Origin of the sequence: Rhizobium brockwellii, assembly GCF_000769405.2 — a bacterium.
Lineage (GTDB): Bacteria > Pseudomonadota > Alphaproteobacteria > Rhizobiales > Rhizobiaceae > Rhizobium > Rhizobium brockwellii.
The window spans coordinates 374,605-400,587 of sequence record NZ_CP053440.1 but is presented as its reverse complement, the minus strand read 5'-3'; the positions used below and the strand labels follow the sequence as shown (position 1 = coordinate 400,587).

26 protein-coding genes and 6 pseudogenes are annotated in these 25,983 nt (G+C 59.4%); 20 read left to right on the top strand and 12 right to left on the bottom strand.

All coding sequences use genetic code 11. The features are described 5' to 3' along the window. The first annotated feature begins 753 nt into the window (after positions 1-753). Entirely contained in the window at positions 754-1,107 is a 354-nt protein-coding gene (locus RLCC275e_RS25465; protein WP_033184492.1) for a chemotaxis protein CheW, read from the top strand. A 143-nt stretch (positions 1,108-1,250) separates the two neighbouring features. On the opposite strand, the gene RLCC275e_RS25460 is transcribed toward RLCC275e_RS25465, so the two are convergent. Beyond that, positions 1,251-1,463, bottom strand: coding sequence for a hypothetical protein (locus RLCC275e_RS25460; RefSeq protein WP_033184493.1), 213 nt, complete (start codon positions 1,461-1,463; stop codon positions 1,251-1,253). Positions 1,464-1,591: 128 nt separating this feature from the next. Between RLCC275e_RS25460 and RLCC275e_RS25455 the strand changes: the two genes are divergently transcribed. From RLCC275e_RS25455 to RLCC275e_RS34350, 4 genes and pseudogenes are all read left to right on the top strand, one after another. Next, on the top strand, positions 1,592-2,149 hold the full coding sequence (locus RLCC275e_RS25455; RefSeq protein ID WP_033184494.1) for a threonine transporter RhtB: 558 nt from the start codon (positions 1,592-1,594) through the stop codon (positions 2,147-2,149). Between the two features lie 225 nt (positions 2,150-2,374). Further along, a complete protein-coding gene (locus RLCC275e_RS25450; protein WP_130707161.1) occupies positions 2,375-3,454 on the top strand; it encodes an IS630 family transposase in 1,080 nt (359 codons plus the stop codon). 403 nt (positions 3,455-3,857) lie between these two features. Beyond that, a pseudogene (locus RLCC275e_RS34355) lies at positions 3,858-4,162 on the top strand (chloride channel protein); the annotation flags it as partial. Further along, positions 4,099-4,278 (top strand): annotated as a pseudogene (locus RLCC275e_RS34350) (universal stress protein); the annotation flags it as partial. The pseudogenes RLCC275e_RS34355 and RLCC275e_RS34350, both read left to right, overlap by 64 nt. A 186-nt stretch (positions 4,279-4,464) precedes the next feature. Here RLCC275e_RS34350 and RLCC275e_RS25440 read toward each other — a convergent pair. Both RLCC275e_RS25440 and RLCC275e_RS25435 read right to left on the bottom strand, forming a co-directional pair. Continuing rightward, positions 4,465-4,806 (bottom strand): type II toxin-antitoxin system RelE/ParE family toxin, encoded by a 342-nt coding sequence (locus RLCC275e_RS25440; RefSeq protein ID WP_130712162.1) that lies wholly within the window; start codon positions 4,804-4,806, stop codon positions 4,465-4,467. Continuing rightward, positions 4,803-5,111: a type II toxin-antitoxin system RelB/DinJ family antitoxin gene (locus RLCC275e_RS25435; protein WP_082229838.1), complete on the bottom strand. Its 309-nt coding sequence runs from the start codon at positions 5,109-5,111 to the stop codon at positions 4,803-4,805. Before RLCC275e_RS25435 ends, RLCC275e_RS25440 begins: the two co-directional genes overlap by 4 nt. Before the next feature lie 88 nt (positions 5,112-5,199). Between RLCC275e_RS25435 and RLCC275e_RS34775 the strand changes: the two genes are divergently transcribed. From RLCC275e_RS34775 to RLCC275e_RS25420, 3 genes are all read left to right on the top strand, one after another. Then, positions 5,200-5,460 (top strand): hypothetical protein, encoded by a 261-nt coding sequence (locus RLCC275e_RS34775; RefSeq protein ID WP_171816964.1) that lies wholly within the window; start codon positions 5,200-5,202, stop codon positions 5,458-5,460. A 131-nt stretch (positions 5,461-5,591) separates the two neighbouring features. Then, complete coding sequence (locus tag RLCC275e_RS25425; protein WP_013851145.1) at positions 5,592-5,792, top strand: type II toxin-antitoxin system VapB family antitoxin; 201 nt, start codon at positions 5,592-5,594, stop codon at positions 5,790-5,792. Further along, positions 5,789-6,172 (top strand): type II toxin-antitoxin system VapC family toxin, encoded by a 384-nt coding sequence (locus tag RLCC275e_RS25420; RefSeq protein ID WP_033182978.1) that lies wholly within the window; start codon positions 5,789-5,791, stop codon positions 6,170-6,172. Before RLCC275e_RS25425 ends, RLCC275e_RS25420 begins: the two co-directional genes overlap by 4 nt. Positions 6,173-6,389: 217 nt before the next feature. Here RLCC275e_RS25420 and RLCC275e_RS25415 read toward each other — a convergent pair whose 3' ends face one another. From RLCC275e_RS25415 to RLCC275e_RS25395, 5 genes are read right to left on the bottom strand one after another with little or no spacing between them, the layout of a single operon-like run. Beyond that, positions 6,390-7,238 carry a fumarylacetoacetate hydrolase family protein gene (locus tag RLCC275e_RS25415; protein ID WP_033182979.1) on the bottom strand — a complete coding sequence of 283 codons (849 nt, stop codon included), beginning with the start codon at positions 7,236-7,238 and terminating at the stop codon, positions 6,390-6,392. 42 nt (positions 7,239-7,280) lie between these two features. Continuing rightward, on the bottom strand, positions 7,281-8,591 hold the full coding sequence (locus tag RLCC275e_RS25410) for an MFS transporter (protein WP_130707957.1): 1,311 nt from the start codon (positions 8,589-8,591) through the stop codon (positions 7,281-7,283). A 51-nt stretch (positions 8,592-8,642) separates the two neighbouring features. Beyond that, the gene (locus RLCC275e_RS25405; RefSeq protein WP_033182981.1) at positions 8,643-10,220 is read right to left on the bottom strand and encodes a bifunctional 3-(3-hydroxy-phenyl)propionate/3-hydroxycinnamic acid hydroxylase; all 1,578 of its coding nucleotides are present in this window, start codon (positions 10,218-10,220) and stop codon (positions 8,643-8,645) included. A gap of 30 nt (positions 10,221-10,250) precedes the next feature. Then, the gene (locus tag RLCC275e_RS25400) at positions 10,251-11,144 is read right to left on the bottom strand and encodes a VOC family protein (protein ID WP_033182982.1); all 894 of its coding nucleotides are present in this window, start codon (positions 11,142-11,144) and stop codon (positions 10,251-10,253) included. Positions 11,145-11,148: 4 nt separating this feature from the next. Then, complete coding sequence (locus RLCC275e_RS25395) at positions 11,149-12,198, bottom strand: amidohydrolase family protein (protein WP_033182983.1); 1,050 nt, start codon at positions 12,196-12,198, stop codon at positions 11,149-11,151. A gap of 123 nt (positions 12,199-12,321) precedes the next feature. Between RLCC275e_RS25395 and RLCC275e_RS25390 the strand changes: the two genes are divergently transcribed. The 7 genes from RLCC275e_RS25390 (at position 12,322) to RLCC275e_RS25360 (ending at position 20,086) form a co-directional block, all read left to right on the top strand. After that, positions 12,322-13,041 carry a GntR family transcriptional regulator gene (locus RLCC275e_RS25390; RefSeq protein WP_033182984.1) on the top strand — a complete coding sequence of 240 codons (720 nt, stop codon included), beginning with the start codon at positions 12,322-12,324 and terminating at the stop codon, positions 13,039-13,041. Between the two features lie 158 nt (positions 13,042-13,199). Beyond that, positions 13,200-14,435, top strand: a complete 1,236-nt coding sequence (locus RLCC275e_RS25385; protein ID WP_033182985.1) for an ABC transporter substrate-binding protein — start codon at positions 13,200-13,202, stop codon at positions 14,433-14,435. 69 nt (positions 14,436-14,504) lie between these two features. After that, positions 14,505-15,392, top strand: a complete 888-nt coding sequence (locus RLCC275e_RS25380; protein ID WP_033182986.1) for a carbohydrate ABC transporter permease — start codon at positions 14,505-14,507, stop codon at positions 15,390-15,392. Continuing rightward, entirely contained in the window at positions 15,389-16,282 is an 894-nt protein-coding gene (locus RLCC275e_RS25375) for a carbohydrate ABC transporter permease (RefSeq protein ID WP_033182987.1), read from the top strand. Before RLCC275e_RS25380 ends, RLCC275e_RS25375 begins: the two co-directional genes overlap by 4 nt. A gap of 2 nt (positions 16,283-16,284) precedes the next feature. Further along, a complete protein-coding gene (locus RLCC275e_RS25370; protein ID WP_033182988.1) occupies positions 16,285-17,358 on the top strand; it encodes an ABC transporter ATP-binding protein in 1,074 nt (357 codons plus the stop codon). Continuing rightward, complete coding sequence (locus RLCC275e_RS25365) at positions 17,358-19,043, top strand: glycoside hydrolase family 3 protein (protein WP_033182989.1); 1,686 nt, start codon at positions 17,358-17,360, stop codon at positions 19,041-19,043. Before RLCC275e_RS25370 ends, RLCC275e_RS25365 begins: the two co-directional genes overlap by 1 nt. A gap of 74 nt (positions 19,044-19,117) precedes the next feature. Continuing rightward, complete coding sequence (locus RLCC275e_RS25360) at positions 19,118-20,086, top strand: LysR family transcriptional regulator (RefSeq protein ID WP_130712164.1); 969 nt, start codon at positions 19,118-19,120, stop codon at positions 20,084-20,086. Positions 20,087-20,092: 6 nt separating this feature from the next. On the opposite strand, the pseudogene RLCC275e_RS25355 reads toward RLCC275e_RS25360, so the two are convergent. Then, positions 20,093-20,629: pseudogene (locus RLCC275e_RS25355) on the bottom strand (NAD(P)-dependent oxidoreductase); the annotation flags it as partial. Between RLCC275e_RS25355 and RLCC275e_RS25350 the strand changes: the two are divergent. Continuing rightward, positions 20,615-20,860, top strand: a pseudogene (locus RLCC275e_RS25350) (IS701 family transposase); the annotation flags it as partial. The pseudogenes RLCC275e_RS25355 and RLCC275e_RS25350 overlap by 15 nt on opposite strands. Here RLCC275e_RS25350 and RLCC275e_RS34340 read toward each other — a convergent pair. Beyond that, positions 20,794-20,934: pseudogene (locus RLCC275e_RS34340) on the bottom strand (IS91 family transposase); the annotation flags it as partial. The pseudogenes RLCC275e_RS25350 and RLCC275e_RS34340 overlap by 67 nt on opposite strands. Then, positions 20,931-21,809, bottom strand: coding sequence for a LysR family transcriptional regulator (locus RLCC275e_RS25345; RefSeq protein ID WP_033184475.1), 879 nt, complete (start codon positions 21,807-21,809; stop codon positions 20,931-20,933). The pseudogene RLCC275e_RS34340 and the gene RLCC275e_RS25345, both read right to left, overlap by 4 nt. Before the next feature lie 102 nt (positions 21,810-21,911). Here RLCC275e_RS25345 and RLCC275e_RS25340 point away from each other — a divergent pair, with 102 nt between their 5' ends. The 4 genes from RLCC275e_RS25340 (at position 21,912) to RLCC275e_RS25325 (ending at position 25,258) form a co-directional block, all read left to right on the top strand. Continuing rightward, on the top strand, positions 21,912-22,721 hold the full coding sequence (locus RLCC275e_RS25340; protein WP_033184476.1) for a VOC family protein: 810 nt from the start codon (positions 21,912-21,914) through the stop codon (positions 22,719-22,721). An 11-nt stretch (positions 22,722-22,732) separates the two neighbouring features. Next, the gene (locus RLCC275e_RS25335; RefSeq protein WP_033184477.1) at positions 22,733-23,509 is read left to right on the top strand and encodes a nuclear transport factor 2 family protein; all 777 of its coding nucleotides are present in this window, start codon (positions 22,733-22,735) and stop codon (positions 23,507-23,509) included. Between the two features lie 11 nt (positions 23,510-23,520). Beyond that, complete coding sequence (locus tag RLCC275e_RS25330) at positions 23,521-23,880, top strand: antibiotic biosynthesis monooxygenase family protein (RefSeq protein WP_033184478.1); 360 nt, start codon at positions 23,521-23,523, stop codon at positions 23,878-23,880. A 388-nt stretch (positions 23,881-24,268) separates the two neighbouring features. Then, the gene (locus RLCC275e_RS25325) at positions 24,269-25,258 is read left to right on the top strand and encodes an AraC family transcriptional regulator (RefSeq protein WP_033184479.1); all 990 of its coding nucleotides are present in this window, start codon (positions 24,269-24,271) and stop codon (positions 25,256-25,258) included. A 375-nt stretch (positions 25,259-25,633) separates the two neighbouring features. Here RLCC275e_RS25325 and RLCC275e_RS25320 read toward each other — a convergent pair. Further along, positions 25,634-25,977: pseudogene (locus RLCC275e_RS25320) on the bottom strand (electron transfer flavoprotein subunit alpha/FixB family protein); the annotation flags it as partial. Between the last annotated feature and the right edge of the window lie 6 nt (positions 25,978-25,983).

Here is a 25,983-nt window from a genome sequence, read left to right as displayed (position 1 = left end):
CCGGGAAAGCGCGGGAAGATAGGCCTCGTCGACGGCTCTCCAGAACAGGTCACCCGATCCGACCACCTCGTTGGCCAGCTGCGCCTTCAGATGGGACGGAAGGTATGATCTGCCCCAGTGGTCTCGGCGCTGTCCATAGTCAATCCTCAGCTTCTGGAGCCCTTTCACGTCGGCGTCGGTCATTTCGGGGTGGCTGGCCGCTTCGTACGCCAGCATATATGCTTCCACGAGGAAGAGCGGAGGCGGCAGAATGTCTGCGACGAGGTCCTTGCTATCAATCAGCTCGTCATAGACAGGGCCGGTGACCTTGAGGCGGTTGATCGTGCTGGTTTCAAACACAAGCGCGCCGCCGATCCCTACGCTCACGATGAAGGCGAACGCGAAAAGCTTGCGAGATATCGTCAGTTTCATTCCACATTTCTCCAGATGCGCGCAATCAGCCTGGCGGTGTTTGACCGGGATCGAACATTGTTGATAGCTAAATGAGCTTTGAGTGAAAGACACCCCAAATGTAGGGATGAGTCATTAATGAAGAATTGACGACGTCGGCAGCTGGTACCGCAATAAGCCGAGGATTCACTTCTACTTTAGTCTTTGGCTTGAGACGCCATTAATAATCGAACCCTATTTTGGGGGTGCTGGGTCGAGCCAATCTCGACGGGCACCATGAAGGTCCCAGGCGCACCGCCGTGCGGTTTGCTTCAGGCGCTTGCGCTCATCACATTGTCCCAACACGGGACCGGGTGCCCATCCATGTTTCTTTCGAATTTCTTTCGCCCTCGCGACACCTTTGGAGTGTCCGTCGGAAACAAGCCGCACACCTTCAAGGGAGGAACCATCGTTGCGCAAGCCGAGTGGGAGCCGCAGCAGCGAGATGGAAGCCGTGCGGCCGTAGGCTACACGTCCTACCGGGGCGATTTGGTGCCGGTCTACGATTTGGCGGCGAAGTTGGGTTTCGGCTCCTGTCGAAGCCCCTTGATCGTCATCGTCGCAACGGAAGCGGGCTACGTCGCCTTTATCGTCAACGAGCTGGTGAAATGCGATGAGCGCAGCACCACGACCATCGACCTCGATGATCTTTTCGGTGGTTTGAAACGCGCCGCTTAGTGAAACAATTGCCGTTTTTGAGCTCCTGACATGAGAACGGCCATTGGTGGAATGTCTTGCCCCGCCGTTCCCCTGTCAGTGCGGACCGTTTCTCAGCAACCTATGGGACACTATTCACAAGCCGTTTGATGGCATCAAAGTGGCTATTCTTCTTCCAACAAAAGCGCTGTAGCCAGGTAGCCCATGCTCATCGTGCTCGCGAAGAAATAAATGAACAGCCCCTGGGCGAGATAATGAGTACCTGCCGTGTTGGTGGAGGACAAAAGACCATTCTCCCAAACCACGAACCCGACGGCACATCCAATTGCAAACCCTGTGGCCAATCGAGTGAGTATGAAGCTGATCATGCGAGGCATGGCGGCACCTCAAAGCTAACTCCCAACAACGGCCAATCAACGAGAATGTTCCGGCCGCAACATGACCTTTGTCAACGACAGAGGAGGCTGACCATGCAAAAAGCTGGCGGAACCGAGGGACCGAAGCAGTGCATCTCCTACCTTTCGCAGCCGGCGTTTTTGCGCTTCTCATTTTGCCTGGGCCGACCAACGCAACATTGGCGATGGCATCTCAGGGTCTGAGCGCCGGGCGTGCGATCATGCTGCTTGGTACGGTCGTGTCCGCCTATGTGGCAATTGTCGTTCCGGCTTCCGGCCTGGCCGGTCCCTTTCTCCAAGCGCACCCCCTGGTCGCGCAAGGCGTCAAACTTGCCTCTGCAACCTGGGTGTTCTACCTCGCGCTGCGGCTCTGGGGCGTCGGATCCAGTCCTGCCGAGATTGTGACAGTACGTCAGTTGGCGATTACGACGCTATTGAATCCCAAGGCGCTGATCATCGGGCTCACGATGATGCCGGACGCGCAGGATGTGTCTGGGATAGCCGCCACCGCGACCCTCGCCTTCGTCGTCCTTTTCGCATCTTCGATCTGGCTGTCGACAGGCAGAATTGTTCTGGGAGGTGAAAAGCAAATGCCGTTGCTGGCTCGGCGATGCGGATCCGCAACCCTGCTGCTCTTGTCTGCCGTCCTGACCTTCAGCGCGTGTTGATGACACTGGCTTTTCAAAGTGAGATTTTCCCGACCTGAGGTTTGAGCGCGTCATGCGCCTCTGTCCTCAGAAACAGAAACACCACCAGCGCCGAGAGAAGGGTGATGGCTGCCAGCAGCAGAAGGTCGCTGAACGCATTCGAATAAAGCGATACTAGTGGATTGATCGCGACGAAAGATTCCGTCCTGAGATTCCCAACCGTTTGGGATTGTGCGACGGTTGGGGATGCGCACAGGGATCACATTTGACGTCACCGCCGCCGACCGTTCTCGGCTTGAAGCCATCATTGCTGCCCCAACGTCTCCGCAGAAGCATGTCTGGCGGGCCAAGATCATCTTGATGAGCGGCAACGGCCTGGGAACGGTCGCCATCATGCAGGCGACGGGAAAGTCCAAACCTTGCGTCTGGCGCTGGCAGGAGCGTTTCATGTCCGAGGGGGTCGATGGCCTGTTGCGCGACAAGAGCAGGCCTCCGGGCATGGCGCCTCTGGAGAGCGACGTGGTGGAGCAGGTCGTTGCGCTGACGCTGGAACCGCCTCGACAGGAGGCAACGCACTGGACCGTGCGTGCCATGGCAAATGCCGTTGGGATCGCGGCCTCTTCCGTCGTCAAGATCTGGCACGAGCATGGGCTGGCGCCGCATCGGTGGCGCAGTTTCAAACTCTCCAATGACAAGGCTTTTGCCGAGAAGCTTCACGATGTCGTCGGTCTCTACGTCTCGCCACCGACCCACGCCATTGTCTTGTCCGTCGATGAGAAAAGCCAGATCCAGGCGCTCGACCGGACCCAACCGGGCTTGCCGCTCAAGAAGGGGCGCGCCGGCACAATGACCCACGATTACAAGCGCCACGGCACGACCACCCTGTTTGCCGCCCTCAATGTTCTCGACGGATCGGTCATCGGCCGAAACATGCAGCGCCACCGGCATCAGGAGTTTATTCGGTTCCTCAACGCCATTGAGGCGGAGCTGCCGAAAGATAAGGCGGTCCACGTCATTCTCGACAATTACGCGACGCATAAACAGCCGAAGGTCCGCGCCTGGCTGGCAAGGCATCCACGATGGACCTTCCACTTCGTCCCGATATCGTGCTCATGGCTCAATGCTGTCGAAGGCTTCTTCGCAAAACTGACACGCCGGCGGCTGAAGCACGGCGTTTTCCACTCCGTCGTTGACCTGCAGGCGGCCATCAACCGCTTCGTCAAAGAACACAACCACGAACCAAAGCCATTCATCTGGAAAGCAGACCCCGATGAGATCATCGCAGCCGTCAAACGTGGGCACCAAACGTTGGAATCAATCCACTAGCCTGTCCGATCGGTGGACTCTTTGCGCTCGATCAAAGAGGTAGCGGGATACATCTCGCGACGATATTCCCGGTCCTGAAGGCGGGACGCCGAAAAAGGTTGGTTTCTCGATCAAGCGGCCTTGCTGTGCGTGCGGCCGTGCGAACCGAAATACGCGTCGAATGCCGCCGCAACGGCGCGTTCTTTCGGCACGACACTGACGCCAACCCATCCATCAGTCCCCAGGGCAGACTGATACCGGTGCCGATCACCAGCATCGGCAATTCTGTCGTCAACACCGAAACGCCGACCGGGATGTGCGCCAGCCAGAACAAACCTCCGGCCGAGATCAGCAGCCCCGTGCCGCTGAGCGTCGGGACAGCAAGCCTAAACCGAATGCGTTGAACGTGAGCCTCCGTGCTTCAGCACGCCCGGCGCAGAAGGGTTTCGGGTCTCTCATCTCGTCCGCTGAATGGGACTCCTGCTGCCACTTGCGCTGACCCCGCTTGGCTTCATGCTGTCGGCCTATCTGGCGGCGACGCTGTTTCCGAACTCGCAGGGCAGCGGCATTCCGCAGGCGATCGCCGCGCGACATCTGCGGGACGAGGAAGATCGGACGCGGCTGCTGTCGCTGAAGATCGCCTTCGGCAAGGTTGTGCTGACGTTGTGCAGGACGTCTATACGGAATATGCTTTTGCGCGGGAGGACATTGCAGAACGGGCGCTCTATGCCGACGTCGTCCTCGTCGGCTGCCAAGCGTGCAAGGACGAGCAACTCCAGACGCGGGTCATGGATGGCGCTCTGTTTCATACGCCGACGCCGGTCATCATCAACCGCGGACGGCGGCGCCGACAAACCCGGCCTCCGCCGAATGCTGCACCATTCCTTGCGACATCATCTATTAGATTCCAAATGCTGGTCAGAAGCAGGGATCGGGGACGCAGATTGTATGCGGTCTCTAGTTTGCGCTGCAGCCCATTCGAGAGGAAGGTTGTAGGTATCAGCAGTACGCCCAAAGGCAGGTGAGGCAAGTCAAGACCGATTCCCTTTCTCAGATCGTTGGGAGGATTTATCCTGCGTGACAACGACCAAAAGGGGCTCCACCCGCAGACCGGTGAACGGCAGTTCGATCTGTGGTCCGTGCCGCTCGACCTGACAGCCGAAGCAGTCACGTTCGATGGCGACGCCGTTCACATCGATTGGCGAGGAGATCACGACAGAACGATGACCGCTCGCGGGAAAATCTATCAACCGACGGACAGCAGCAACAATCCGTTCGACAACCAGAATGGCGGCTAACGGATTTTCTGCTTCTATGTATGTGAAGATGGCGTCGCGATCCAATAACGCGAACGCAGTCCAGATAAGTTTCACGATTTGCGCGCACTCGCGTTAAGTCGGGCTGTCGCTCGACGTTCAGCAAAATGTGCCTTGACTTCATCATCCGAAGCGTCCGCTCGAGTATCGTTCAGCGATTCAAGTACCTTGGTGCGAAACCAGGCGTAATGGGCCTCACTGCCTGAAAGAAGCTCCAACGGCAGCGCACCCTCGTTGGCGGTCCGGGTTAGTAAGATACGAACCGCGTCCGATACCGTAAGCCCCATATTTCCAAGCACTGCAGAGGCACGATCCCGAACCTCGGCATCAATGCGAGTTTGAACCAGTGCATTTGCAGCCATAGCGATCAAGGCGGTTCACAACAGTCCAAAAGGCGATGTCACGTCGTTTCAGCAGCGCATGTTCGCCGCTTTCCCCGAGGCGACCCCAATGGTGATCACCTACACAATCGCTTCGAACATCCGGACATCTTCTTGGCCGTTGCCTCAGAGGAAGTCGCGCACAACACTGGCACCGCCCGCAATCCTGACCGGCTTTCCATCAGCAATGGCAACAGCCTGCCGGAATGGCTCGGCCGGGGTCGTGTTGAGGAAATGGGATGTTGTCCCGCCTGCCGCGCAGACGATCATCGACGTCCAGATCGAGAAGATTCAGAAGATGTCGAAATGGGCCGAAGCAAGCGAGCGCTAGTGACCTGATCGGCTATGAGAGCCGCCACGCGGTCGCGCAGCTCCCGCTCTCACTCGGCGGTCGTCAGGTATAGACGTAGATTTCATCACCAAATGGTGCTATTTAAAGCGCCAGGATAAGGATAAGAAACGATGCGATCGACTATCAATCTAGACGACACTCTCATGGAAAGGGCCAAGTCCCTGACCGGCACAAAAGAAACCGCCGCTCTAGTCCGCCAGGCGTTGGAGACGCTTGTCCGAGTAGAGTCCGGAAAACGCCTCATCGCGCTCGGCGGAACTATGCCCGATGCAGAGGCAGCTCCACGTCGCCGGAGCGCAGCTGCCAAGTGATACTGGCAGACACTTCTATATGGATCGATCATTTCCGCCATGTTGATGCGGAACTTCGGACGATCATTGAGGACGATCGTCTACTCTGCCATCCGGCTGTAGTTGGCGAACTGGCGCTTGGCAGCCTTCGAGATCGCGGGCGCGTGATAACGTTTCTGGCAGCCCAGCGCCAAGCGTTCGTCGCAACGCACGACGAAGTGATGACAATGATTGATCGTCACGGCATTTTCAGTATGGGCATCGGCTATACAGATGCCCACTTGCTCGCCTCGATACTGCTTGATCGGCGAGCGGCGTTATGGACCAGGGACAAGCGCCTTCAGGCGGCGGCCAAAAAGGCAGGCGCTTCATTGCATAAGCCGGCCAATGCTCGCAACTAAACACCTAAATAGTTCTGCCGCGCTTTCGCATTTTTCCGATCTTTCGCCTTGAAAAGGATCTGAATCGGCGGCGCCTCAACTCAGTAAGCTAAGTGCCTGATAAATCGAAATTCACGGCATAAGGTTGATTTATGGAACACATCCGTCCGTCTCGGGAGCAAGCTGCCCTTTTCGCCCCTGGCATGAACCACCCCGCCTACCCCCTCGACCGCCGCCGTTAGCGTGCCTCGTCCATGATCGGATTGCGCAGGGTGCCAAGCCGATCGATCTGGACTTCGACTACGTCTCCGGGCTTCATCCAGAGCGGCGGATTGCGCTTCGCGCCGACGCCGCCCGGCGTGCCGCTGACGATGACGTCGCCGGCTTCGAGCCGGGTGAAGGCGGAGCAATATTCGATCTGGCGGGCGATATCGAAGATCATCTGGCTGAAGGTCGCCTCCTGCACCACCTCGCCGTTTAAGCGCGTCTGCAGCCGCAGCTCGCTAAGCGGGCCGAGTTCGTCCAACGTCATCATCCACGGGCCGAAGGCGCCGGTATCTGGAAAATTCTTGCCCGGGGTGAACTGGTGGGTATGTCGCTGGAAGTCGCGGATGCTGCCGTCATTGTAGCATGCATAACCGGCGACATGGCTCATGGCCTCGGCGTACGGAATGTAGCGGCCGGGTTTGCCGATGATGACGGCCAGTTCGCCTTCAAAATCGAGTTCGGTCGAGACCTTCGGGCGTATGATCGGAGCGAGGTGTCCCGTCTGGCTATTGGCATAGCGGGCGAAGATGGTGGGGTTTTCCACCTTCGAACGGCCGGTTTCCTTGCGATGCATTTCATAGTTCAGGCCGACGCAGAGGATCTTGTCGGGATTGGGAATGACCGGCAACCATTCGACCGAGTCGACAGGCGTGGCGGCCGCGGCAGCAGTTGCCGCGGCAACGCCGTCAAAGCCAGCGGCGACGGCCGATTTGAGGTCGGCATAGCGGGCCGAGAGCGCGGCGCCGACATCGAGGAAGCTTTCGCCTTCCACGACGCCCCAGGTCGTTCGGCCGGCGATCTTGACGGTGGACAATCTCATGACTTCTTCTCCTATCTGTGATCAGAATTTCGGGCGGGCCGGTCAGACCCGCTGCATTTTTTCGGTGAAGCGCGTCATCTTGCCGAAGCGCTCGATGGTGCGGTCCGGGAAGATCAGCGCGAAGGCGGAAATTGCGCCAATGATGAGGATGCCGGCGGTGAACAGCATGGCGTTCGCATAACCGGCAGCCACATGGTCGGGTCCTGCGGCCTGGACGATCATGCCGGTGACGGCGTTTGACGCGAGCGCGGAAATGGCGTTTGCCGAATAGATCACGACGATCAGCCGGCCGCGTTGGGCGGCGGGCGCCACGCTGCCGAGCGTGATGGGACCGTAGATCGTCGTCAGGCTCGGCGCGGCAAAGGCGATCGCGATCAGCGCCAGTTGCAGCGCGCCGCTCACGTGAACGGAGGCGATGAGCGCCACGCCGCTGACAAGCAGTGCGTAACCAGAGGCGCTGCCGAGCGTCGTGCGCTTGCTGACACCATTCTGCAGCATCCGCTGCGCGATCCATGAACCGACGAGCAGCAACGGTGACTGGAAGATGTAGACGGCCGAGATGACTGAACCGGTCTCAGTCTGCGAATAGCCGAGGCCTTGCTGCAGGAAGGGTGGCAGCCAGGTGGCCGACATGCCGACGATCCAATAGGACATGGTGGACATGATGATGACGCCGATCACCGTCGGATCGAGCCAGAGCTTGCGGGCCGGAACCGGCGGATCTCCGACAGTGGCGCGAACTTTTTCATTCTCCGTGGTCGCATGCGGCCCCTCGCCGCCGATGAGCAGCCAGGCAACGATCCAGACAATGCCGATCAGGCCGCAGAACAGGAAGCCAGAGCGCCAGCCGTGGCTGACGATGATATAAGTGAGGATCGGACCGCCGGCGAGCAGGCCGACGCTGATGCCCTGCAGCACGACGGCGCTCGGCACACTGCGCTTTTCCGGGCTGAACCAATTATGGCATGCATGCAATGCCGTCGGCAGGCCGGGTCCCTCGCCAAGGCCGAGCAGAATGCGGCAGGCGATCAGGACCGCCACCGAACTGGTGAAATAGATCGGGATCTGAGCGATCGACCAGATCGCAGCCAGAATGACGAGGATCCACTTGACCGGCATGCGGCCTATCACGAAGAGGCCGACGAGGACGCCGGAGATCGAGAACAGGAGAAAGAAGCTGCTGCCGATCAGCCCGAACTGCTGTGGCGAAATCCCAAGCTCCTTCATCATCGGCACTGCCGAAAGCCCGAAGACGAGCTTGTCGAAAAAGTTCAGCGTCTGGAACAAAAACAGAAGGGCAAGAACGGCAAAGGGGCGCCATTTGCCTGAGGTAACAGCGGTTGGTTCGGTCATATCTTCCTCCCAGAAACCGATTGAACTTCAATGTGTGACGGGCCCTGCTCTTCAGGCGAGGCGAGCATGCAAATCCGCGATCTGCTGGCGAAGCGCCTGAACGTTCTGGGCAGCGCCGAAAACATAGTGATCCGGACGGACCAGCGCGGCGACAGTGCCGTGCCGGTCGAACCAAGCTGAAAGCACGCCATCCTTCTCGCGAAGGGCTGCAGGGTCGACTGCCTCCGCACCTTCAGGAGCGACGGCCTTGATCACGATCCCATCGATCCCCCCGACAAGTGCCTCTCCCTCCCCGGCCCCGATCCTGCGGCCGTCAAGGATGAGCCGCCAATTCGGGCCGGTGAAACGATCCAGCAGGCGCGTCGAAGCGCCTTCGACGATGGCAGGCTGCGGAAAGAGCAGCCCCCGCGCCGGCGTTCCATCCGCGGCAAGCAGACCTTCTTCGATCGGCGGAACGATCTCCTGGCGGGTAATGGTCAGCGGCTTGCCGTCGCCCTCGGCGAGAATGCGGGCGTCGCGCGCTGCCGCTGCCGCGGGATTGCGTTCGCAGATCATTTGGCCGATCGCCTTGATCTTGCCGGTTAGGGTCTGCACGTGGCGTTTGCGCTCGACCGTATAGGTATCGAGCAGCGCTTCCGAGGATTGCTCTTTCAGCACACGGTCGAGCCGCCAGACGAGATTGGAAACGTCGCGCAAGCCCTGGCACATGCCCTGCCCGATAAAGGGCGGCTGCTGATGCGCGGCATCGCCGGCGATCAGCACCCTGCCGCGGCGCCATTCATCGGCTACCAGCGCATGGAAGCGATAGGCAGCAGCGCGCCAGAGCTCACCCTCTTCTGACGTGAGCCAGGGCGACAGCAACCGCCAGACGTTTTCGGGTTTTTCCATTTCGCGCGGATTTTCATCCGGCAGCAGCATGATTTCCCAACGGCGGTGGTTCTTCGGTCCCATGATGTAACTGGTCGGCCGCGAGGGATCGCAGAATTGCGCCGAGGTCTGCGGCAGTTTGGCGAGTGTGGGATCATGCACCTGCACGTCCACAACCAGCCAAGGCTCGTCGAAGAGCAAATCCTCGAGCCTCATGCCAGACAGTTCGCGTACCCGGCTCGACGCGCCGTCGCAACCGATCACGTATTTTGCCGTGACCGTCCGGATATTGCCGGAGGCGTCCTTCAGTGTTGCAACTGCCTCTTCCACCCGCTGGTCGAGACCAACCATTTCCGTTCCAAGCTCGACCGCGACGCAATCGAAGCTCTCGGCATGGCGCCGCAGAATGGCCTCGACCGGCGGCTGAGTGAACACCATGCTTGGGGTGTAGCCAAGCGGGTAAGGTGCCGGCACCATATCGATACGGCGGATGAGCTGCCCCTGCGCGCCGAAATGCTGGGATGCGGTAAAGGGCGCGGTATGGCGCAAAACCTCGTCGGCGATACCCATATTGTCGAAATGGCGCAGGATCTCGTGGTCGATCGCGATAGCGCGCGGCTTGTCATAGATATCAGTCAGCCGATCGACGACGAGCGTGGAATGACCACGCGCGCCCAGCATGCCGGCGGCTACGGCACCGGCTGGGCCAAAGCCGACCACCAGCACGTCATAACGATTAGAAATGTTGTTCTCGCTATTCAACGGAATCCCTCTGCTATGATGGTGGCCGTCTCAGGCGCCGGAAAATCCGATGGAAATCTGTGCCTTCTTGCAGGCGTCGCTCTTGGGAGCCGCGATACCCCAGTGATCGGTGCGACCCGGCGGCCAGCCCCACTCGTCCGGGCCTCGCACGCGATAATCGTCCTCCACCTGCAGAACCTCGGCGGTGTATTCGACCACGACGCCCTGGGGATCGACGAAATAAGCAAAGACATTGTCACCCGGGCCATGCCGTCCGACGCCCCAGCCGATCGGATAACCGTGGTCGACCACCCAGCCGGAACCGCGCATGACCGATTCAAGATCGGGCATCAGGAAGGCGATATGGTTGAGCCCGTTCACCGGCGCTTCGGCCAGCACGACGGCGTGGTGATCGTCATTGCAGCGCAGGAAAGCCATCAGCTTCGACCGGTCGGTCAGGCGGAAGCCCAGGACATCGCGGTAGAATTTTGAAAGCGCATCGATCTCCGCGCTATTGATGTTGACATGCGCGAGGCGTTCCGGGCGGTTTGCGACGACTACCCCCGCCTTCCTGTTGTCGCCATGCACGAACTCCAATACGGAACCCTGCGGCTCCCGAATGACGAAGCGCTCCCCACCGGACGGTGCGTCTGCAGGTCCGGGCTCGCGTAGCGTGGCACACCCCGCCGTAACGGTCTTTGCGAAAAGCGTTTTGAGATCTTCGGCGGAGCGGACGCGGAACGTGATCTTGCGCAACTCGGAGCGGTCGCTCTGCTTCAGTTCCAGCACATGGAAATCATCGCCGGTTGCGGCAAGGAAAACTTTGCCGCTCATTTCGGCGATCGCGTCCAATCCCCAGACGCGGCAGTAAAAGTCGACGGATGCAGCCAGATCGGGAGTGCCGAGCTCGACGCTGCGCAGGGCGGTGACGGGAAAGTCGGACATCTGATCAAACCTCATCCAGCGCCAGAAAGGCCTGCGCGTTTCTAAAGAACAGCCGTTCGCGCAGACCGGCACCGGCGAACGCGGCCTCGATGCGCGCAACGGGCTGCTGATCGCGAAAATTGAAGGGGTAATCCGTGCCGAGCAAAACGCGTTCCCCTCCAAAAACGGAAACCAGGCGGCGCAGCGTGTCCGCATCGAAGACGAGAGAATCGACGTAGAGTAGCCGAGCCTGCGCCGAGGGCGGTTCGGGCATGGTTTCCCTCAGCGCCGGGAAGGCCGAATAGCCCTGCTCCAGCCGCGGCAGGAGCGAGGCGAACGTGCCGCCGCCATGGCTGAAGGCGATCCGCAGCTGCGGGAATTTCAAGAGCAATCCGCCGGTGATGACCGAGGCCGCAGCCAGCCCCACATCCGTGGGATAGCCGAGCACCTGCTGAAGCGGCGCCGGCCCGACGAGCCGGTCCATGCCGGCTGGCCGCACTGCATGGACGAATACGGCCGCTCCAAGTTTCTCTGCTTCCGCAAAGAATGGATGGAACCTGGGATCGCCGATCGGCACGCCATTTATATTGCTGCCGATCTCGACGCCGCGAAAGCCGAGGGTGCCGACCGTGCGGTGAAGCTCGGCGATCGCAAGGTCGATATCTTGCAGGGGAACGCCGGCCAGCCCGACGAAATGCCCTTCTCCCTCCGCAACGAGTGCTGCAATCGCGTCGTTGACGTGGCGGACGAGGTCGTTGGCCGCGTTGCTTTCGATCCAGTAGCCGAAAAGTTCCGGCATGGGCGAAAGTGCCTGAAGCCTTATGCCGCTACGGTCCATGTCTTCGAGCCGCCGCTCGGCGACCCAGCAGGCGTTGCTGACCGTCCGATAGGGTTTCTCATCAATGACGACGGTGGCATGGCAATCGCCCGACGCGACCATCGAAGGAAAGCCGCGCACCGGCGCGCCACCGGCCGGTAGCGGAAAGCGTGCCGGCACGACGTGGCAGTGAATGTCGATGCCGAAGCAGCCGCAACCGTTGTTGAACCGCCCTGCGCTTTCCTCGTCTTCGCCCATGCTTTCCTCCGGTGGTGGCTTTTGCATAATATCCATAAATTGGCGTGTAAAGCAAAAATTTATAAATTTTGCAAATTGGATGCCATTGTGTATATGAAACTGGTGTGAAACAATGGATCCGATATGGACGCCGATGCGCTGAACAGGGGGCCGGAGAGCCCCGCAACACTGGCCACGAGCATTTACGAACGGCTGAAGGCCGACATTCTGTCCGCGCGCCTAGAGCCCGGCCGCAAGCTGCAGCTGCGCTTCCTGATGGAGCAATACGAGGCGGGGCAAACGCCCTTGCGGGAGGCATTGAACCGCCTGACCACTGAGGATCTGGTGATCGGCAAGGAGCAGCGTGGCTTCTTCGTGAAGCCGATAAGCTTGGAGGAATTGGGGGAGCTGACCAAAACCCGATCCTGGGTCGAAGGCCTGGCATTGCGGGAGTCGCTCGCAAATACAACGCCAGCGTGGGAGGAAGCCCTTCTCGTGGCGCACCACAGGCTGGAGCGTGCACCTCGCTCATTGAACCCAGAGCGGTTCGAGAGCAATCCGGAATGGGAGCGCCTGCATCGAGCCTTCCATGCGCAGCTCATCGGTGGCTGCGGCTCACGCCCGCTGATCGGCTTCTGCGAACAGCTCGCCGACCGGCTTCATCGCTATCGCGCGCTTTCCAGCCGCAAGGCGTTTCGGGTGCGCAATGTGGCGCAAGAACACGCGGACATTCTGAAAGCCGTGCTCGATCGTAAGAGCGACGAGGCTGTAGGCCTGTTACAGCGGCACTACGAACAGACCGCGGATTTCATCAGGACCGACCTGGAAACAAGCGAAGCCGGCGACACAACACCGCCGGCCTGATGCTTTGAACGGACACCGGAAACGATGCGACCGCGTGACCGGCATCGTCAAGGCGCAAGAATTTCTATAATCTGCGGTTATGATATTTGCTAAATCCATTATTTGACGAATGATAATCGGCTCCTGAATAATCGCGATGGAGTTCAGGAGGAGAAGACATGATTGCGAAATTGCTTCTTGCAGCGACCACCGCCGTTACGCTTTGCTTGGCAGCCTCAGCGAATGCGGAGGAAATCAAAGGTGAGGTGATCCATCAATGGACCTCCGCCGCCGAGTCGGCCGGTGTTAAGGTTTTGGCCCAGAAGTTCACCGAGCTTGGGGGAAGCTGGGTCGACAACGCCATATCAGGCGGCCCGAACGCCCGAGCGACGGCGGTCAACCGGGTGATCGGCGGCAACCCGCCCGCCGCCATGCTGTTCAATACCGGCGCCCAGTTCATCGAGCTTCAGGAAAACGACCTGCTTCGCGACCTGACGGAGACGGCCACGGCCGACAACTGGCAGGAAAAATTGCCGCAAGCACTACTGAATTCGGGCACGGTCGACGGCAAGATCTGGGCGCTTCCGATCTCCGGCAACGGCGCCAACTGGTTCTGGTTCAATAAGCCGATCCTCGACAAGATCGGCGTGTCGACGCCCAAGACCTGGGACGATGTGTTTGCTGCACTTGACAAGGCCAAGGCGGCCGGCCTCATGCCTTTCGCGCCCTCCGGGGAGCCTCGCTGGGAGCGGCTGATGTTCAATGCCGTCGTGCTCGGCGTTGCAGGGCGCGAAACCTATGATGCGGTCATCTACAAAAGGGACGCGGGAGCCGTGCGGGGCGATAAGTTCAAAGCCGCCGTCAAGGTATTCGAAAAGCTCAAGGACTATGCCGATGCCGGCTCGCCGGGTCGCTCGTGGCCGGATTCGACCAACCTGGTGATATCCGGCAAGGCACTGATGACGCAGGGCGGCACCTGGTTGAACGGCGCCTTTGCGGCTGCGGGCAAATCGGCGGGCAGCGATTACGAATGCGCAATCATTGGCTCCGATCAGGGCATGATCATTTCGGGTGACGTGTTCCTGTTCCCGGAACCCTCGGATGCTGCGATGGGCAAGGCGCAGGACCTGCTCCTCAAGACCTTTACGGATATCCCGACGCAGACCGCATTTGCGGTCGCGAACGGCACGATCCCCATTCTCAAGGGCGCCGATACGTCGAAACTCAACAGCTGCATTGCCCAAGCGTCGCACTATTTCAGCGATGCCAAGCTTTCCACGGCGGGCGACCAGATGATGTTCCCGCCGGCCGTCGTCGGTGCCGTCGAGGATGCGATCACCCGTTTCTGGAGCAAGGGCGGCCTGACTGCCGACCAATTTATCGAGGCCTATGCAAACGGGCTCTCCGCGAGCTGACGCAACCCCGTCGGGGGAGCGTGTTCAGTCGCCTCCCCCGAACGACGAAGATATTCGGAGTCCCCAGTCGTGTTCGCAAAGTCGCCTTCAAGCAGTCGCCTTCAAGCGGCCCTGACACTTGTTCCCGTCGCATTCGTGGTTTTGTCGGTCTATGTCGGAGGCGTCCTATGGGCGGCGGGCATATCCCTAACCCGCTCCTCCATGCTGCCCAACTACAGGTTTGCCGGATTCACCCAGTACATAAACCTGTTCTCCAATGCCCGGTGGCATGTCTCGCTCACCAATATGGCCTTGTTCGCGGTGATCTTCATCCCGGCGACGCTGTTCATCGGCTATTCGCTCGCCGCCATGATCAACCGCGGTGTCCGCGGTGAGAATGCACTACGGACGATCTACCTCTATCCGTTTGCCATGTCGTTCATCGTCACCGGTCTCGTCTGGCGCTGGTTGTTCGATCCGAACTACGGCATTGCCGACGTTGCTCGCAAGCTCGGCTTCGAGAATGCCTCATTCGACTGGATCGTCAATGCTGACACGGCGATCTTTACGATCATCTTCGCAGCCGTCTGGCACTCCTCCGGCCTCGTCATGGTTGTTCTCCTCGCCGGGTTGCGGGGCGTCGATGACGATCTGTGGAAGGCGATCCGTATCGAGGGTATCCCAGCCTGGAAGGCGCATCTCTATATCATCGTCCCGAGCATCGGCGCGAGCATCACGACTGCATTGGTGCTGATGTGCCTGACCGTCGTGCGCCTATTCGACGTCGTGGTCGCCATGACCGGAGGCGGACCGGGCATCGCAACGGATGTGCCGGCCAAGTTCATCATCGATCACATGTTCGAACGCCAGCAGGTTGGCCTTGCATCCGCCGCGGCCACCACGCTGCTGCTTCTCGTCCTGTTGGTCTCCGTGCCTCTTCTCTATCTCAAGAACCGTCGTAAGGGAGTTGCCGAATGACCTCGACAAACGGCCTGGCTCCCGTACACCGCAGCACCTATGCCGCCCCGCTGGCTCGCGTGCTGACCTACGTTCTCTTGATCGTGATCGCGATCGTGGCGCTGATCCCGCTTTACGTGATGATCGTGACGGCCTTCAAGTCGATGGAGGAGATCCGGACCGGCACGCTGCTGTCCCTGCCCCATGCGCTGACGTTCGAATACTGGTCGAAGGCCTGGAATTCTGCCTGTACGGGACTGCGTTGCGAGGGACTCAAGGTCGGCTTCGTGAATTCCGTGCTGATCACCATTCCGAGTGTCGCCATCGCCATCGCGGCCGGCGCGGTCACCGGTTATGCGCTGAGCTTCTGGCGCGTGCGCTTCGCCAACGTGCTTTTCGCCGTGCTGCTGATCGGCGGTTTCTTTCCCTATCAGGTGCTGATCTATCCGCTCGTGCGCATTACCTCCACCATCGGACTGTTCAATTCGCTCGCCGGGGTGATCGCGGTGCACGTCGTGTTCGCTCTGCCTGTCGTGACGCTGCTGTTCCGCAATTATTTCGCAACGATCCCGATCGATCTCTTCAAGGCCGCCCGCGTCGACGGCGCCGGCTACTGGCGCTTCTTCTTCTCGATCCTGCTGCCAATGTCGGTTCCGATGATCGCCGTCGCTGGCATCCTGCAGGTCACCTTCATCTGGAACGACTACATCGTCGGGCTCGTCTTCGGCGGCATCAACTATGCGCCGATGACGGTCCAACTCAACAATATCGTGCACTCCACCTATGGCGAGCGGGAATACAACGTGGAGATGGCCGCAACGCTGCTCACTTCGATCATCCCGCTTCTCGTTTATTTCACGTCGGGCCGTTGGTTTGTCCGCGGCGTGGCGTCCGGTGCCGTGAAAGGCTAATCATGACAGGCGTTCAACTGCGAAATCTCGGCATCCGCTACGGACAGGTCGAGGTGCTTAAAGGCATAGATCTCGACATTCCGCCGTCGGAATTCATCGTCCTGCTCGGACCTTCCGGCTGCGGCAAGTCCACGCTTCTCAATGCGATCGCCGGGCTCCAGGATGTTGCCGAAGGGCAGATCTTGATCGGCGGCCACGACATGACGAATGTTGAGCCGAAGAACCGCGGGATCGCGATGGTCTTCCAGTCTTACGCGCTCTATCCCCGCATGAGCGTGCGGGGAAACCTCAGCTTCGGCCTGAAGGTCGCCGGAACCGCCAAGCCGGAAATCGAAAAGCGCGTCGCCAATGCGGCAAGAATGCTGCAGATCGAACCATTACTTGACCGCAAGCCGTCTGAACTGTCCGGCGGCCAGCGCCAGCGCGTGGCGATCGGCCGCGCCGTCGTGCGCGACGCGGGCGTGTTTCTCTTCGACGAACCGCTCTCCAACCTCGACGCCCAATTGCGCTCGGACCTTCGCGTCGAGATCAAGCGTCTTCACCAGCGGCTCAAGTCCACGATGGTCTACGTGACCCACGACCAGATCGAGGCGATGACGCTTGCCGACCGCATCGTGGTCATGAAGGACCGGATCATCCAGCAGCAGGGCACGCCTGACGAGATCTACAACAAGCCAGCGAACACCTTCGTTGCCCGTTTCGTCGGCTCGCCCGCCATGAACTTCCTGGATGCTGCCGTCGAAGGCGGCGATGCGATTGTCGACGGCAAGACGGTGCACATCGCATCCGCGCTGTCGTCGCAAGCCCCGCTTGCAGACGGCCGGAATGTGATCGTCGGCATTCGCCCGGAGGACGTGGTGCTCCACACGGATGAGGCCGCATCCGGCCTTGCAGTCGAGGTCGACGTCGTCGAGCCGATGGGAGCCGAAAAGCTCGTCTGGTGCAAACGCGGAAGCATCGGCATCTCCACCAAGATACCCGCCTCCGTCAGCATCAAGCCCGGCGACAAGGCGTGGCTCGGCCTGTCCGAGCAGTGCCTTCACATATTCGACGCAGACAGCGGAAAGCGCATGTGATGACCGAGACGATCCTTGAAAAGCTTGCGGGACATCCCTTCCATCTGAACGACACCGCTCTTGCGTGGGTCAGGTCGACCTTCGACAGACTGTCGCTGGATGAAAAACTGGGGCAGATCGTACTGCCTCTATGCCGTGACCTCTCGCCGGAAGACCTTTGGGCGCCGCTGCGGCACCATGTCGGCGGCATCCATCGCATGCCCTCCCGTTCGGAGAAGGAACTGCGCGACAGCGCGCAATTCCTTCAGTCGCAGACAGCGATCCCGCTGCTGATGAGCTGCGACATCGAGTTCTCGGAGAAGAGCAGCGTTGCGGCGGGAACGCCCTACCTTAACCAGATGGCGATCGCGGCGACGGGAGACGCCGAGCACGCACGGCGTATGGGTATCGTTGCGGCGCGTGAAGGCGGTTATCTCGGCTTCAACATTTCCTGGACGCCGGTTGCCGATCTTGCGGTCAATTTCCGTTCGAACGTGGTCAACACCCGTTCGTTCGGCGCGGATGTGCCGACGGTCATGGCGATGACCGCGGCTTATCAGCAAGGAGCCCGATCAGCCGGTTTTGCAAGCTCGATCAAGCATTGGCCGGGTGACGGCCTCGACGACAGGGACCAGCATTTCGCGACCACCCACAATACGATGCCGATGGAAGAGTGGCGCCAGACCTTTGGCAAAATCTATGCCGATGCCTTTGCGAAAGGTGTGCAGGTCGTCATGGCCGGCCACATCACCCTGCCGGCCTACACGGCAGAGCTTGGATCGTCAGCCCGCAGCCCTGCCCATATGCCGGCGTCGCTGAATTTCGACCTCACCACCACCCTTCTCAGGGAGGAGATGGGCTTCAATGGTCTGGTCGTCTCCGATGCGACCGGCATGGTCGGCTTCAATGCGCGGGGTGCGCGGCGAGAACTCGTTCCGCTCTGCATCGCCTCTGGCTGCGATATCCTGCTGTTCCCGGCTGATCTCGACCAGGATCTCGACTATCTCAGGGACGGCCTTCAGAATGGTCTCCTCAAGCAGGAGCGTGTCGATGAAGCGGTCTTGCGCGTACTTGCCCTCAAAGCGTCGATGAAGCTCCACGAGACCGGCGGCCATCCACCAGCGGCGGCGGATCGCCCGCGTCTGCTCGGCGGCGCCGAGCATGCCGGATGGTCGAAATTGGCCGCGGAGGCCGGGATCACGCTGGTGAAGGACATACAGGCTCTGCTGCCGCTCGATAAGAGCCGGCACAAACGCATCCTGCTGGCGCAACTGGAAAGCCGGATGAGCCCTTCCGGCCCGCTGCCGCAGTTGCAGGTGGCCGATATGCTGCGCGAAGGGGGCTTTGACGTCACGCTCTATCGCAAGGGCGATACAATCGATCCGGCCTCCCACGATATCGGCATGTATCTGATGGCCGAGGAAGGTGTTTCCGCCAAGGAAAACCTAGGCCCGCGCTGGGAAGACCTGCACGGCTTTTTCCCACATTCGATGCAAAGGCTCTGGGACTATCTTCCGACCATCTACGTCTCGCTCGGTACGCCCTTCTTGCTGTATCATATGCCGGAATGCAGAACCTTCGTGAATGGCTATGCAGCCGTGCCTCCGGTGCAGCAGGCGTTGGTGAAGGCTCTCCTCGGTGAAATTCCGTTCGCAGGGCAAAGCCCTGTTGATGCGGCCTGCGGCCTGCAGGAAGCTTCCCTTTGAACCGACAGTCGTCCGGCGGACCACCGATTGGTTCATCAGGCTCGGCACCTGTCCCTAGGGGTTCGCTTGCGGACGTGCTATTCGACGGAATTCTGGATACATCACGCGCCGAAGGCTCTTGTCAACAAATGGACCTGGATCCCCGACTGCTGCGCTATATTCTTGCTATCGACCGCGCCGGCTCCTTCCTCAAGGCGGCCGAAGCGCTTCATATTTCCCAGCCGGCACTTTCCGTCAGCGTCGCGCGTTTGGAGGATGTAACTCAGATGCAGCTTGTCGATCGGGGTCGACATGGTGCGATCATGACAGAGGCAGGCAAGATTCTGGTGCGCCATGCCGAGAGCATTGAAGCCATCTTGCATCTAGCCGGACGGGAATTGGAAGCGAGTGGCCGCGGTGTTGAGGGCCCGTTGCACGTCGGTGGAACGCCGCTCGCGACCGGTAGTTTCGTGCCGCTGGTCGTTGGTCGCATCCTCGAGGAAAATGGCAGTGCTGCCATCGAGGTGATCGAGGGCACGGACGAGCAACTGATGGAGCGGCTCCTGACCCACAAACTTGATCTCGTCATTTCCAATGTTGGACAAAGACCCGCATCGGAGAGAGTGGAGGAAATTCCGCTTTTCACGGCCCGTTCCGTTATCGTGGTTCGGGCGGGTCATCCATTGGAGGGGCGGCAACAAGTTTGTCTTGCAGAACTCGCCGACTCGACATGGGTGATGCCCCCGCGCGGAGGCGCCTTCCGCAAACAGCTCGAAGCCCTGTTCACGACCAATGGGCTTCCTTTCCCCGTACGCCTCGTCGAGGCAGCTCCGTTCAGCGTGTTGAAGGCGATAGTAGAACGTTCAGACGGCGTTAGCATACTGTCCGACGAGTTCCTGCGGGAGGAGATCCGCCGGGGCGTACTGGCTGCGATCCCACTGCAGGAGCACATCGCCGCTAGGCAATTCGCCTTGCAGAAAATTGCAGGTCGCCAACTAAATTCTCTCGGACAGCGCTTTGTGGACATTTCCATGGAAATGACATCCGCATGGCAAACCATGTGACTGGGCCCAAAGGGGATGATCTGAATTAAGGGGCTCGGGATCGACAACGTCAAGGAACGCACCTGAGAGATGTCCGCTATCGAGAGCCGACATCAATGCATCGCAGTCGAGCTGACGGCCCCTGCCCGCATGTACAAGGCTCGCGCCTAAGGGCAGAAGCGCAAACAGCTCCTTGTTGAGAATCCCGGTCGTCTCCGGCGTCAGCGGCAGCAGGCAGACGAGGATGTCGGTATTGGCAACCATATCGCGGAGGCCATCCTCGCCACTGAAGCATGCAACGCCATCGATAGATCGCTGGGAACGGCTCCATCCGGAAAGCTTGAACCCAAATCCTTGTAGCTTGGAGAGCGCCGCCTCGCCAAGAACACCCATGCCCAGCACAGACACTCGGCGATCTGCGGACTGAGGCTGCGGGATCACTTCATGCCAGACATGGCGGCGCTGTTGATCGATGTAGACATGCAGATTGCGATGAAGGCACAGAACGGCCATCATCACATACTCCACCACCATGCGTGTGATGCTTTCATCGACCATCCGGAGGGCGACACCGAGCCGCTCAAGTACTGGCTCTCCACTCTCGCCGCCGACGCTTCGCTCGCAACGCTCGTCACCACCGCCAAGCTACGCTGGCGTATCGAGCGCGACTATCAGGAAATCAAGCAGGAACTCGGGCTCGGCCATTACGAGGGGCGCGGCTTCCATCAGCCGAGCCTGGGTGTCCGGCAAGCTTCGATCGCGCCCACGACACGTCGTTCGCCGCGGCCAAGATGACCGGCGTTCTCTTGCCTATAGGAGCCACCGTGTCGCCGAAAGATGTCGGCAACTTCGAGAACCGACCCGGCTATCTGATATGTTTTCTTAAGGTGTTGATGAAAGCGGAGACTTTTGGCTTTCTAAAAGCCGAGGGCAACTGCACCGACTGAATGGCGATCGTTCTCGAGGGGAAGCCGGGCAACAGCTGCACGAGCCTGCCCTGGGTCAGATCATCATCCAGAAAAACGTGCGGGCAGATAAAGATGCCCTTGCCTGCCCGCGTGGGCAGGAGGCAGGCGGGAGGGCTGTTGGCGACAAAGGGACCTGCGACAGGAATTTGCACTTGCTGGCCCTCGATGACGAAGGGCCAGCGGTTAGGGTCAGGGTTGTTGGCGTCACGAATGCAGATATGAGCTGACAGTTCATCGGGATGGCTCGGCGCGCCATGCCGTTCGATATAGGATGGGGCGGCGACGACCACTAGCCGCGCCTCTCCGAGTTTCCGGGCAACGAGGCTCGAGTCCTTCAAAGCGCCGATACGGACAGCCAGATCGAAACCCTTCTCGGCGAGATCGACATATTCATCTGACAACTCCAGTTCGATCGTAACCTCCGGATGGGTATCCATGAACTCGAGAGCAGCGGTGGCGACCACCGTTTCACCGAAAGTCAGGGGCGCCGCTACGCGCAGCGTTCCTTTCAAACCACTTGAGGATTCGAGGGACATATCCAGGAGATCTATTTCGTTCAGAACGCGCCGGCACCCCTCAAGATAGGTCCGTCCGTCATGCGTTAACGACATGGACCGGGTGGTGCGGTGAAGCAGATTCATTCCCAACTGGGCCTCGAGCATCGCGATGTACTTGCTGGCCAGCTTCCCGGTAATGCCCAGGCGTTTGCTCGCGCCAGCAAACGAGCCAGCTTCCACCACGGCGACAAAGGTCCGCATGCCATCAATCTTGTCCATTTGATTGTCTCCACAATGGCGAAGTTGATCCGCTATAATCGCCATTTTGGCGATTAATAGCCAGTGATAGTTTCACATTACGAAATGAAAGGGAGACCGAACATGAGTGCGACCGAAGCCCCGCTCTCGATCGGAAGGGTTGCTCTGACTGTGAACGATCTTGATGCAGTATCGACGTTCTACGAAGACGTTATCGGTTTGGCTCTTATTGGCCGTGATGGCGAAACCGCCCTCCTGGGAGCCGGAGACCTGCCGTTGATCGAGCTGCGTCATGACAAGGCTGCACAATACCACCCAAACGAGGCGGGGCTGTTTCATACGGCTTTCCTTCTTCCTTCACGCCGCGATCTTGGTCTTTGGATGCGACACATCCGCGAAATCGGCGTCCAGCTCGACGGGGCGTCGGACCATCTCGTCAGCGAGGCGCTCTATCTCCATGACCCAGAAGGGAATGGGATCGAGGTCTATGTCGACCGGCCTCGATCCGACTGGGTCCGCCACGGCGACGAAATCGAAATGGCCACGGAGCCACTGGACTTGTCGGACCTCGCCAACGTTCAAGGCGAATGGACGGGCGCGTCGCGCGGCACAGTGATCGGCCACGTGCATCTGCAAGTGGGTGATGTCGAGACGGCGGATGCCTTTATGACGGGCCCACTCGGCTTGACCCGTACGGCCCGCTTGCCCTCGGCAGGTTGGTACGGCTCGGGCGGATACCACCATCACCTTGCTGCCAATGTCTGGCAGTCTCGTGGTGCCCAACGGCGCAGCCCCGCCTCCAGAGGGCTGACGGAAATCGAACTCCTCGTGGCGCCGGGAACATTGCCTTTCGGCCTGATCGAAGACCCGTGGGGCACGCAATTTACCATTTCAACAGCGCAATCCCGCGCTGTCGGACCCATGCCAACCTGAAAGGATGACAAATGACCCCGAAGGAAATCGTACTCAGCGCTGTCGCCGCGCTGTTCACCAAGTTTGATCCAGAAGCGGCAGGCCAGCTTCTGAAAGAAGACTATATCCAGCACAATCCCGCTGTGCCGACGGGTGCGGCTCCTATTCTCGGCTTTTTGCCGATACTCAAGGACCACCGCTTGAGCGTGACGAACCATCGCGTCCTGTCGGAAGGCGATCTTGTGGTCCTGCATTCCACCTATGACAATGCGCAGGCCTTTGGCGGCCAGACCATGGTCGCATTTGATGTGTTCCGGGTTCAGGATGGCAAGCTTGCCGAACATTGGGATAACCTGCAGGCTGCCGTGCCGGCCTCGCAGACAGCCAGTGGCAATTCGATGACGGACGGCGCGACCGAAATCCGCGATCTCGACAAGACCGCCGAGAACCGTGCTCTGGTCGAAGCCTTCGTCAAAGACGTCCTGCTTGGAGCCGCACCGCAGAAGATCACCGACTACATCTCGACCATGACCTATACCCAGCACAACCCGATGGTTGGCAATGGTCTTGACGGTCTCGGCGCCGCGCTGAAAGCCATGGCAGAGGCAGGACAGGCAATGGCCTACACCAAGACGCACCTGATCGTGGCGGAGGGCAATTTTGTCTTCACCGCCTCGGAAGGCAAACTGGGTGATACATCAACAGCCTTCTACGATCTCTTCCGCGTGGAAGGTGACAAGATCGTCGAGCATTGGGATACGATTTCCGCTATCCCGGCTGAAATGGTGCACGCTAACGGCAAGTTCTGAGGACAAATACCATGAAATCCGTTCTATTTGCCGGTCTCATCCTTTTTTCTTCAATGGCAGGTGCAGTGATGGCCCAAGACAAGGGTGTTGTAGAAGTCGTGACGATGAACCTGAAAGACGACGTCTCTGTCGAGGCCTTCGCCGCGGTCGATAAGGCCATCGAAGATCAGCATGTCAGCAAGCAGCCCGGCTTCGTTTCGCGTGAGACCGCCGTCAGCGGGCACAAGTGGCTTGTTATCGTGCATTGGAAGTCGGCCGATGCCGCACAGGCTTCCATGGACAGCTTCGCGAATGCACCGGCCGCGGCTGAGTTCATGAGCATGATCGATGCGTCAACGATGACCATGACGCGCTACGATTTAGTCCGCTAAACAGCGAAGGCCGTTTGGGTGCACGCTATCGCGTGCGCCCAGACACCGAGGTGCGATCTCGAGACTGACGGTCCCGAGCCTGATGGCATGGAATTTTGCAAAATCCGCTTCAGCTTGAAGCGATTCGAACTTCCGAACCTGCCATTAGACATAGGAAACTCCATAGGAACCTGGGCCACAGGCTTGAAATTGTAAGGTTCAATCCAACGAAGGCGAGATCGTTCAGTGGTCATCGCACTTAGTGGAATCCGGAAACGTCAGCTTTCGCTTCAAAGCCAGTTTGACCGTCGCAGCCTTGACCAAAGCCTGTTCAGAAGTGGCTCCCTTCTCGATGGAAAACCCGGCTCAGTTTCGCGTGGAAATCAGCAGTTTAAATTAAGGTTTCACAATGAACGAAATCGCATTGATCAAGTTAGAAAGAGCCCCTCTGACTGCAGGAGAAATCTCCGAATGGCTATCAGTGGAAAAGGGTCCGAATCATTATCGCCCGCTCAGTCTAGATCGCCCTGGGCTCTTTTCGTTCGATGTACATAGCGTCGGTGGGTTTGCGGGCTGGTCTGGCTCAAGTTCAGTAGAGCGAAGTCTGTCGGTCAGTATTGAAAGTGATGATTTCATGTTCTTTGTCGAGCATGAAACTTACTATAACGTGGCGACAGGCGGCATTCAGCATACAATAGCTCCAGGATCTGGCCTGTTGACGTCTGCCGACCGCTACTCGAGCCTCAATATTGGCGAGGGGTCGATGGCGGAAGGATTTTGTGTGCCGCGAAAAGCCGTGCTCACCGCCCTTGCCGACAGTTTCGAAAGGGCGACTCCGGCAAGTTTCGAATTCACTCCACTCCATGATCTAACCAGTGGGCCTGCAGCGCGTATGCTCAAACTGATGAGATTCTTCAGGGATGATATCTGCGGTGATCAAAGTCTCATTGCCTCACCTATCGCGCTGGCCAGCTTTCAGGAGATGTTCTGCCTGCTGATGGTGCAAAACCTGCGTCACACGCTGTCGAATTTCAATTCACCCGTCCATTCGATTGCGCCGCGGCAGATAAAGAGGGCGATCGAATTTGCCAGAACAAACGCCGCGCTGCCGATTACGATCTCAGACATGGCCGCGGCCGCCGGCGTCAGCGTCCGAGGCTTGCAGTTCAACTTCCGCCGGTTCTTGAATGCGACACCGATGGAATACCTTCGGCGTTTGCGCCTCGAAGGTGCTCGCCATGAGATAAAGGCGGCAGACCGGTCGTCTACGGTCACCGATATCGCCCGCCGCTGGGGCTTTCTACATCTGGGCCGCTTTTCGCAGGAATATCATGCAGCCTTTGGTGTAATGCCCTCCTCAGATTTGGCCGACAGTCGTCGGAAGTTTATGACCAAATGACGAGGTCGCGTCTCGCTGGCGCCTGCATAGCCACCTGACTGTAGACGACGTTCACGTCACAGTTCAGGTGACTTGCCACCGCAAGCACATCCTCAGTCCACCGGGCCATCGGCGCGCTGTCACGTCATCTGGACGATAGCGGAATTGACTTCCTGAAGGCCGATCGTCTGTTCACGTGCTGCAAATCCCGTGACCTGAGACCCATCCCTCCAGTTTTCGGGAGAGCCTTGGGTCGACGCGGAACGGACCGACCCGCCCTTTTCGAGCACGCCCATCGAGAACCGGCGGGGACCTGTTTTAGCTGGACCGCTGCCGACAGCCCGGCCGACGATCAGACGTCGAATTCCATGCTCTCACGTTCCGCGCTTTCGCGCATTACAGTGCCTGTTCGAGGTCCAGCAGGATCGTGAAGAGGTCGCCGACGATGCCGTAGTCGGCAACCTGGAAGATCGGGGCTTCCTCGTGCTTGTTGATGGCGACGATGACGTTATTATCCTTCATGCCGGCCAGATGCTGAATGGCACCGGAAATGCCAACGGCGATATAAAGCTGAGGTGCAACGACCTTGCCAGTCTGGCCGACCTGCCAGTCGTTCTGGGCCTAGCCGATAGTTGCGCGCGATGCGCCGACGGCGCACCGAGCTTGTCCGCAACGGACAGGACGACTTCCTGAAATTTCTCCGAAGAGCCAAGCGTCTGCTCGCCGGAAATGATTGATGGCGGCGA

Coding starts and splice junctions, on each gene's coding strand:
- RLCC275e_RS25415 (WP_033182979.1), bottom strand. CDS start 7,238: ATGAGATTGTCCACCGTCAAGATCGCCGGCCGAACGACCTGGGGCGTC.
- RLCC275e_RS25450 (WP_130707161.1), top strand. CDS start 2,375: ATGCGCACAGGGATCACATTTGACGTCACCGCCGCCGACCGTTCTCGG.
- RLCC275e_RS25370 (WP_033182988.1), top strand. CDS start 16,285: ATGACAGGCGTTCAACTGCGAAATCTCGGCATCCGCTACGGACAGGTC.
- RLCC275e_RS25410 (WP_130707957.1), bottom strand. CDS start 8,591: ATGACCGAACCAACCGCTGTTACCTCAGGCAAATGGCGCCCCTTTGCC.
- RLCC275e_RS25325 (WP_033184479.1), top strand. CDS start 24,269: ATGAACGAAATCGCATTGATCAAGTTAGAAAGAGCCCCTCTGACTGCA.
- RLCC275e_RS25460 (WP_033184493.1), bottom strand. CDS start 1,463: ATGCCTCGCATGATCAGCTTCATACTCACTCGATTGGCCACAGGGTTT.
- RLCC275e_RS25465 (WP_033184492.1), top strand. CDS start 754: ATGTTTCTTTCGAATTTCTTTCGCCCTCGCGACACCTTTGGAGTGTCC.
- RLCC275e_RS25395 (WP_033182983.1), bottom strand. CDS start 12,198: ATGGGCGAAGACGAGGAAAGCGCAGGGCGGTTCAACAACGGTTGCGGC.
- RLCC275e_RS25335 (WP_033184477.1), top strand. CDS start 22,733: ATGACCCCGAAGGAAATCGTACTCAGCGCTGTCGCCGCGCTGTTCACC.
- RLCC275e_RS25375 (WP_033182987.1), top strand. CDS start 15,389: ATGACCTCGACAAACGGCCTGGCTCCCGTACACCGCAGCACCTATGCC.
- RLCC275e_RS34775 (WP_171816964.1), top strand. CDS start 5,200: ATGGTGATCACCTACACAATCGCTTCGAACATCCGGACATCTTCTTGG.
- RLCC275e_RS25435 (WP_082229838.1), bottom strand. CDS start 5,111: ATGGCTGCAAATGCACTGGTTCAAACTCGCATTGATGCCGAGGTTCGG.
- RLCC275e_RS25385 (WP_033182985.1), top strand. CDS start 13,200: ATGATTGCGAAATTGCTTCTTGCAGCGACCACCGCCGTTACGCTTTGC.
- RLCC275e_RS25390 (WP_033182984.1), top strand. CDS start 12,322: ATGGACGCCGATGCGCTGAACAGGGGGCCGGAGAGCCCCGCAACACTG.
- RLCC275e_RS25330 (WP_033184478.1), top strand. CDS start 23,521: ATGAAATCCGTTCTATTTGCCGGTCTCATCCTTTTTTCTTCAATGGCA.
- RLCC275e_RS25345 (WP_033184475.1), bottom strand. CDS start 21,809: ATGGACAAGATTGATGGCATGCGGACCTTTGTCGCCGTGGTGGAAGCT.
- RLCC275e_RS25400 (WP_033182982.1), bottom strand. CDS start 11,144: ATGTCCGACTTTCCCGTCACCGCCCTGCGCAGCGTCGAGCTCGGCACT.
- RLCC275e_RS25340 (WP_033184476.1), top strand. CDS start 21,912: ATGAGTGCGACCGAAGCCCCGCTCTCGATCGGAAGGGTTGCTCTGACT.
- RLCC275e_RS25425 (WP_013851145.1), top strand. CDS start 5,592: ATGCGATCGACTATCAATCTAGACGACACTCTCATGGAAAGGGCCAAG.
- RLCC275e_RS25365 (WP_033182989.1), top strand. CDS start 17,358: ATGACCGAGACGATCCTTGAAAAGCTTGCGGGACATCCCTTCCATCTG.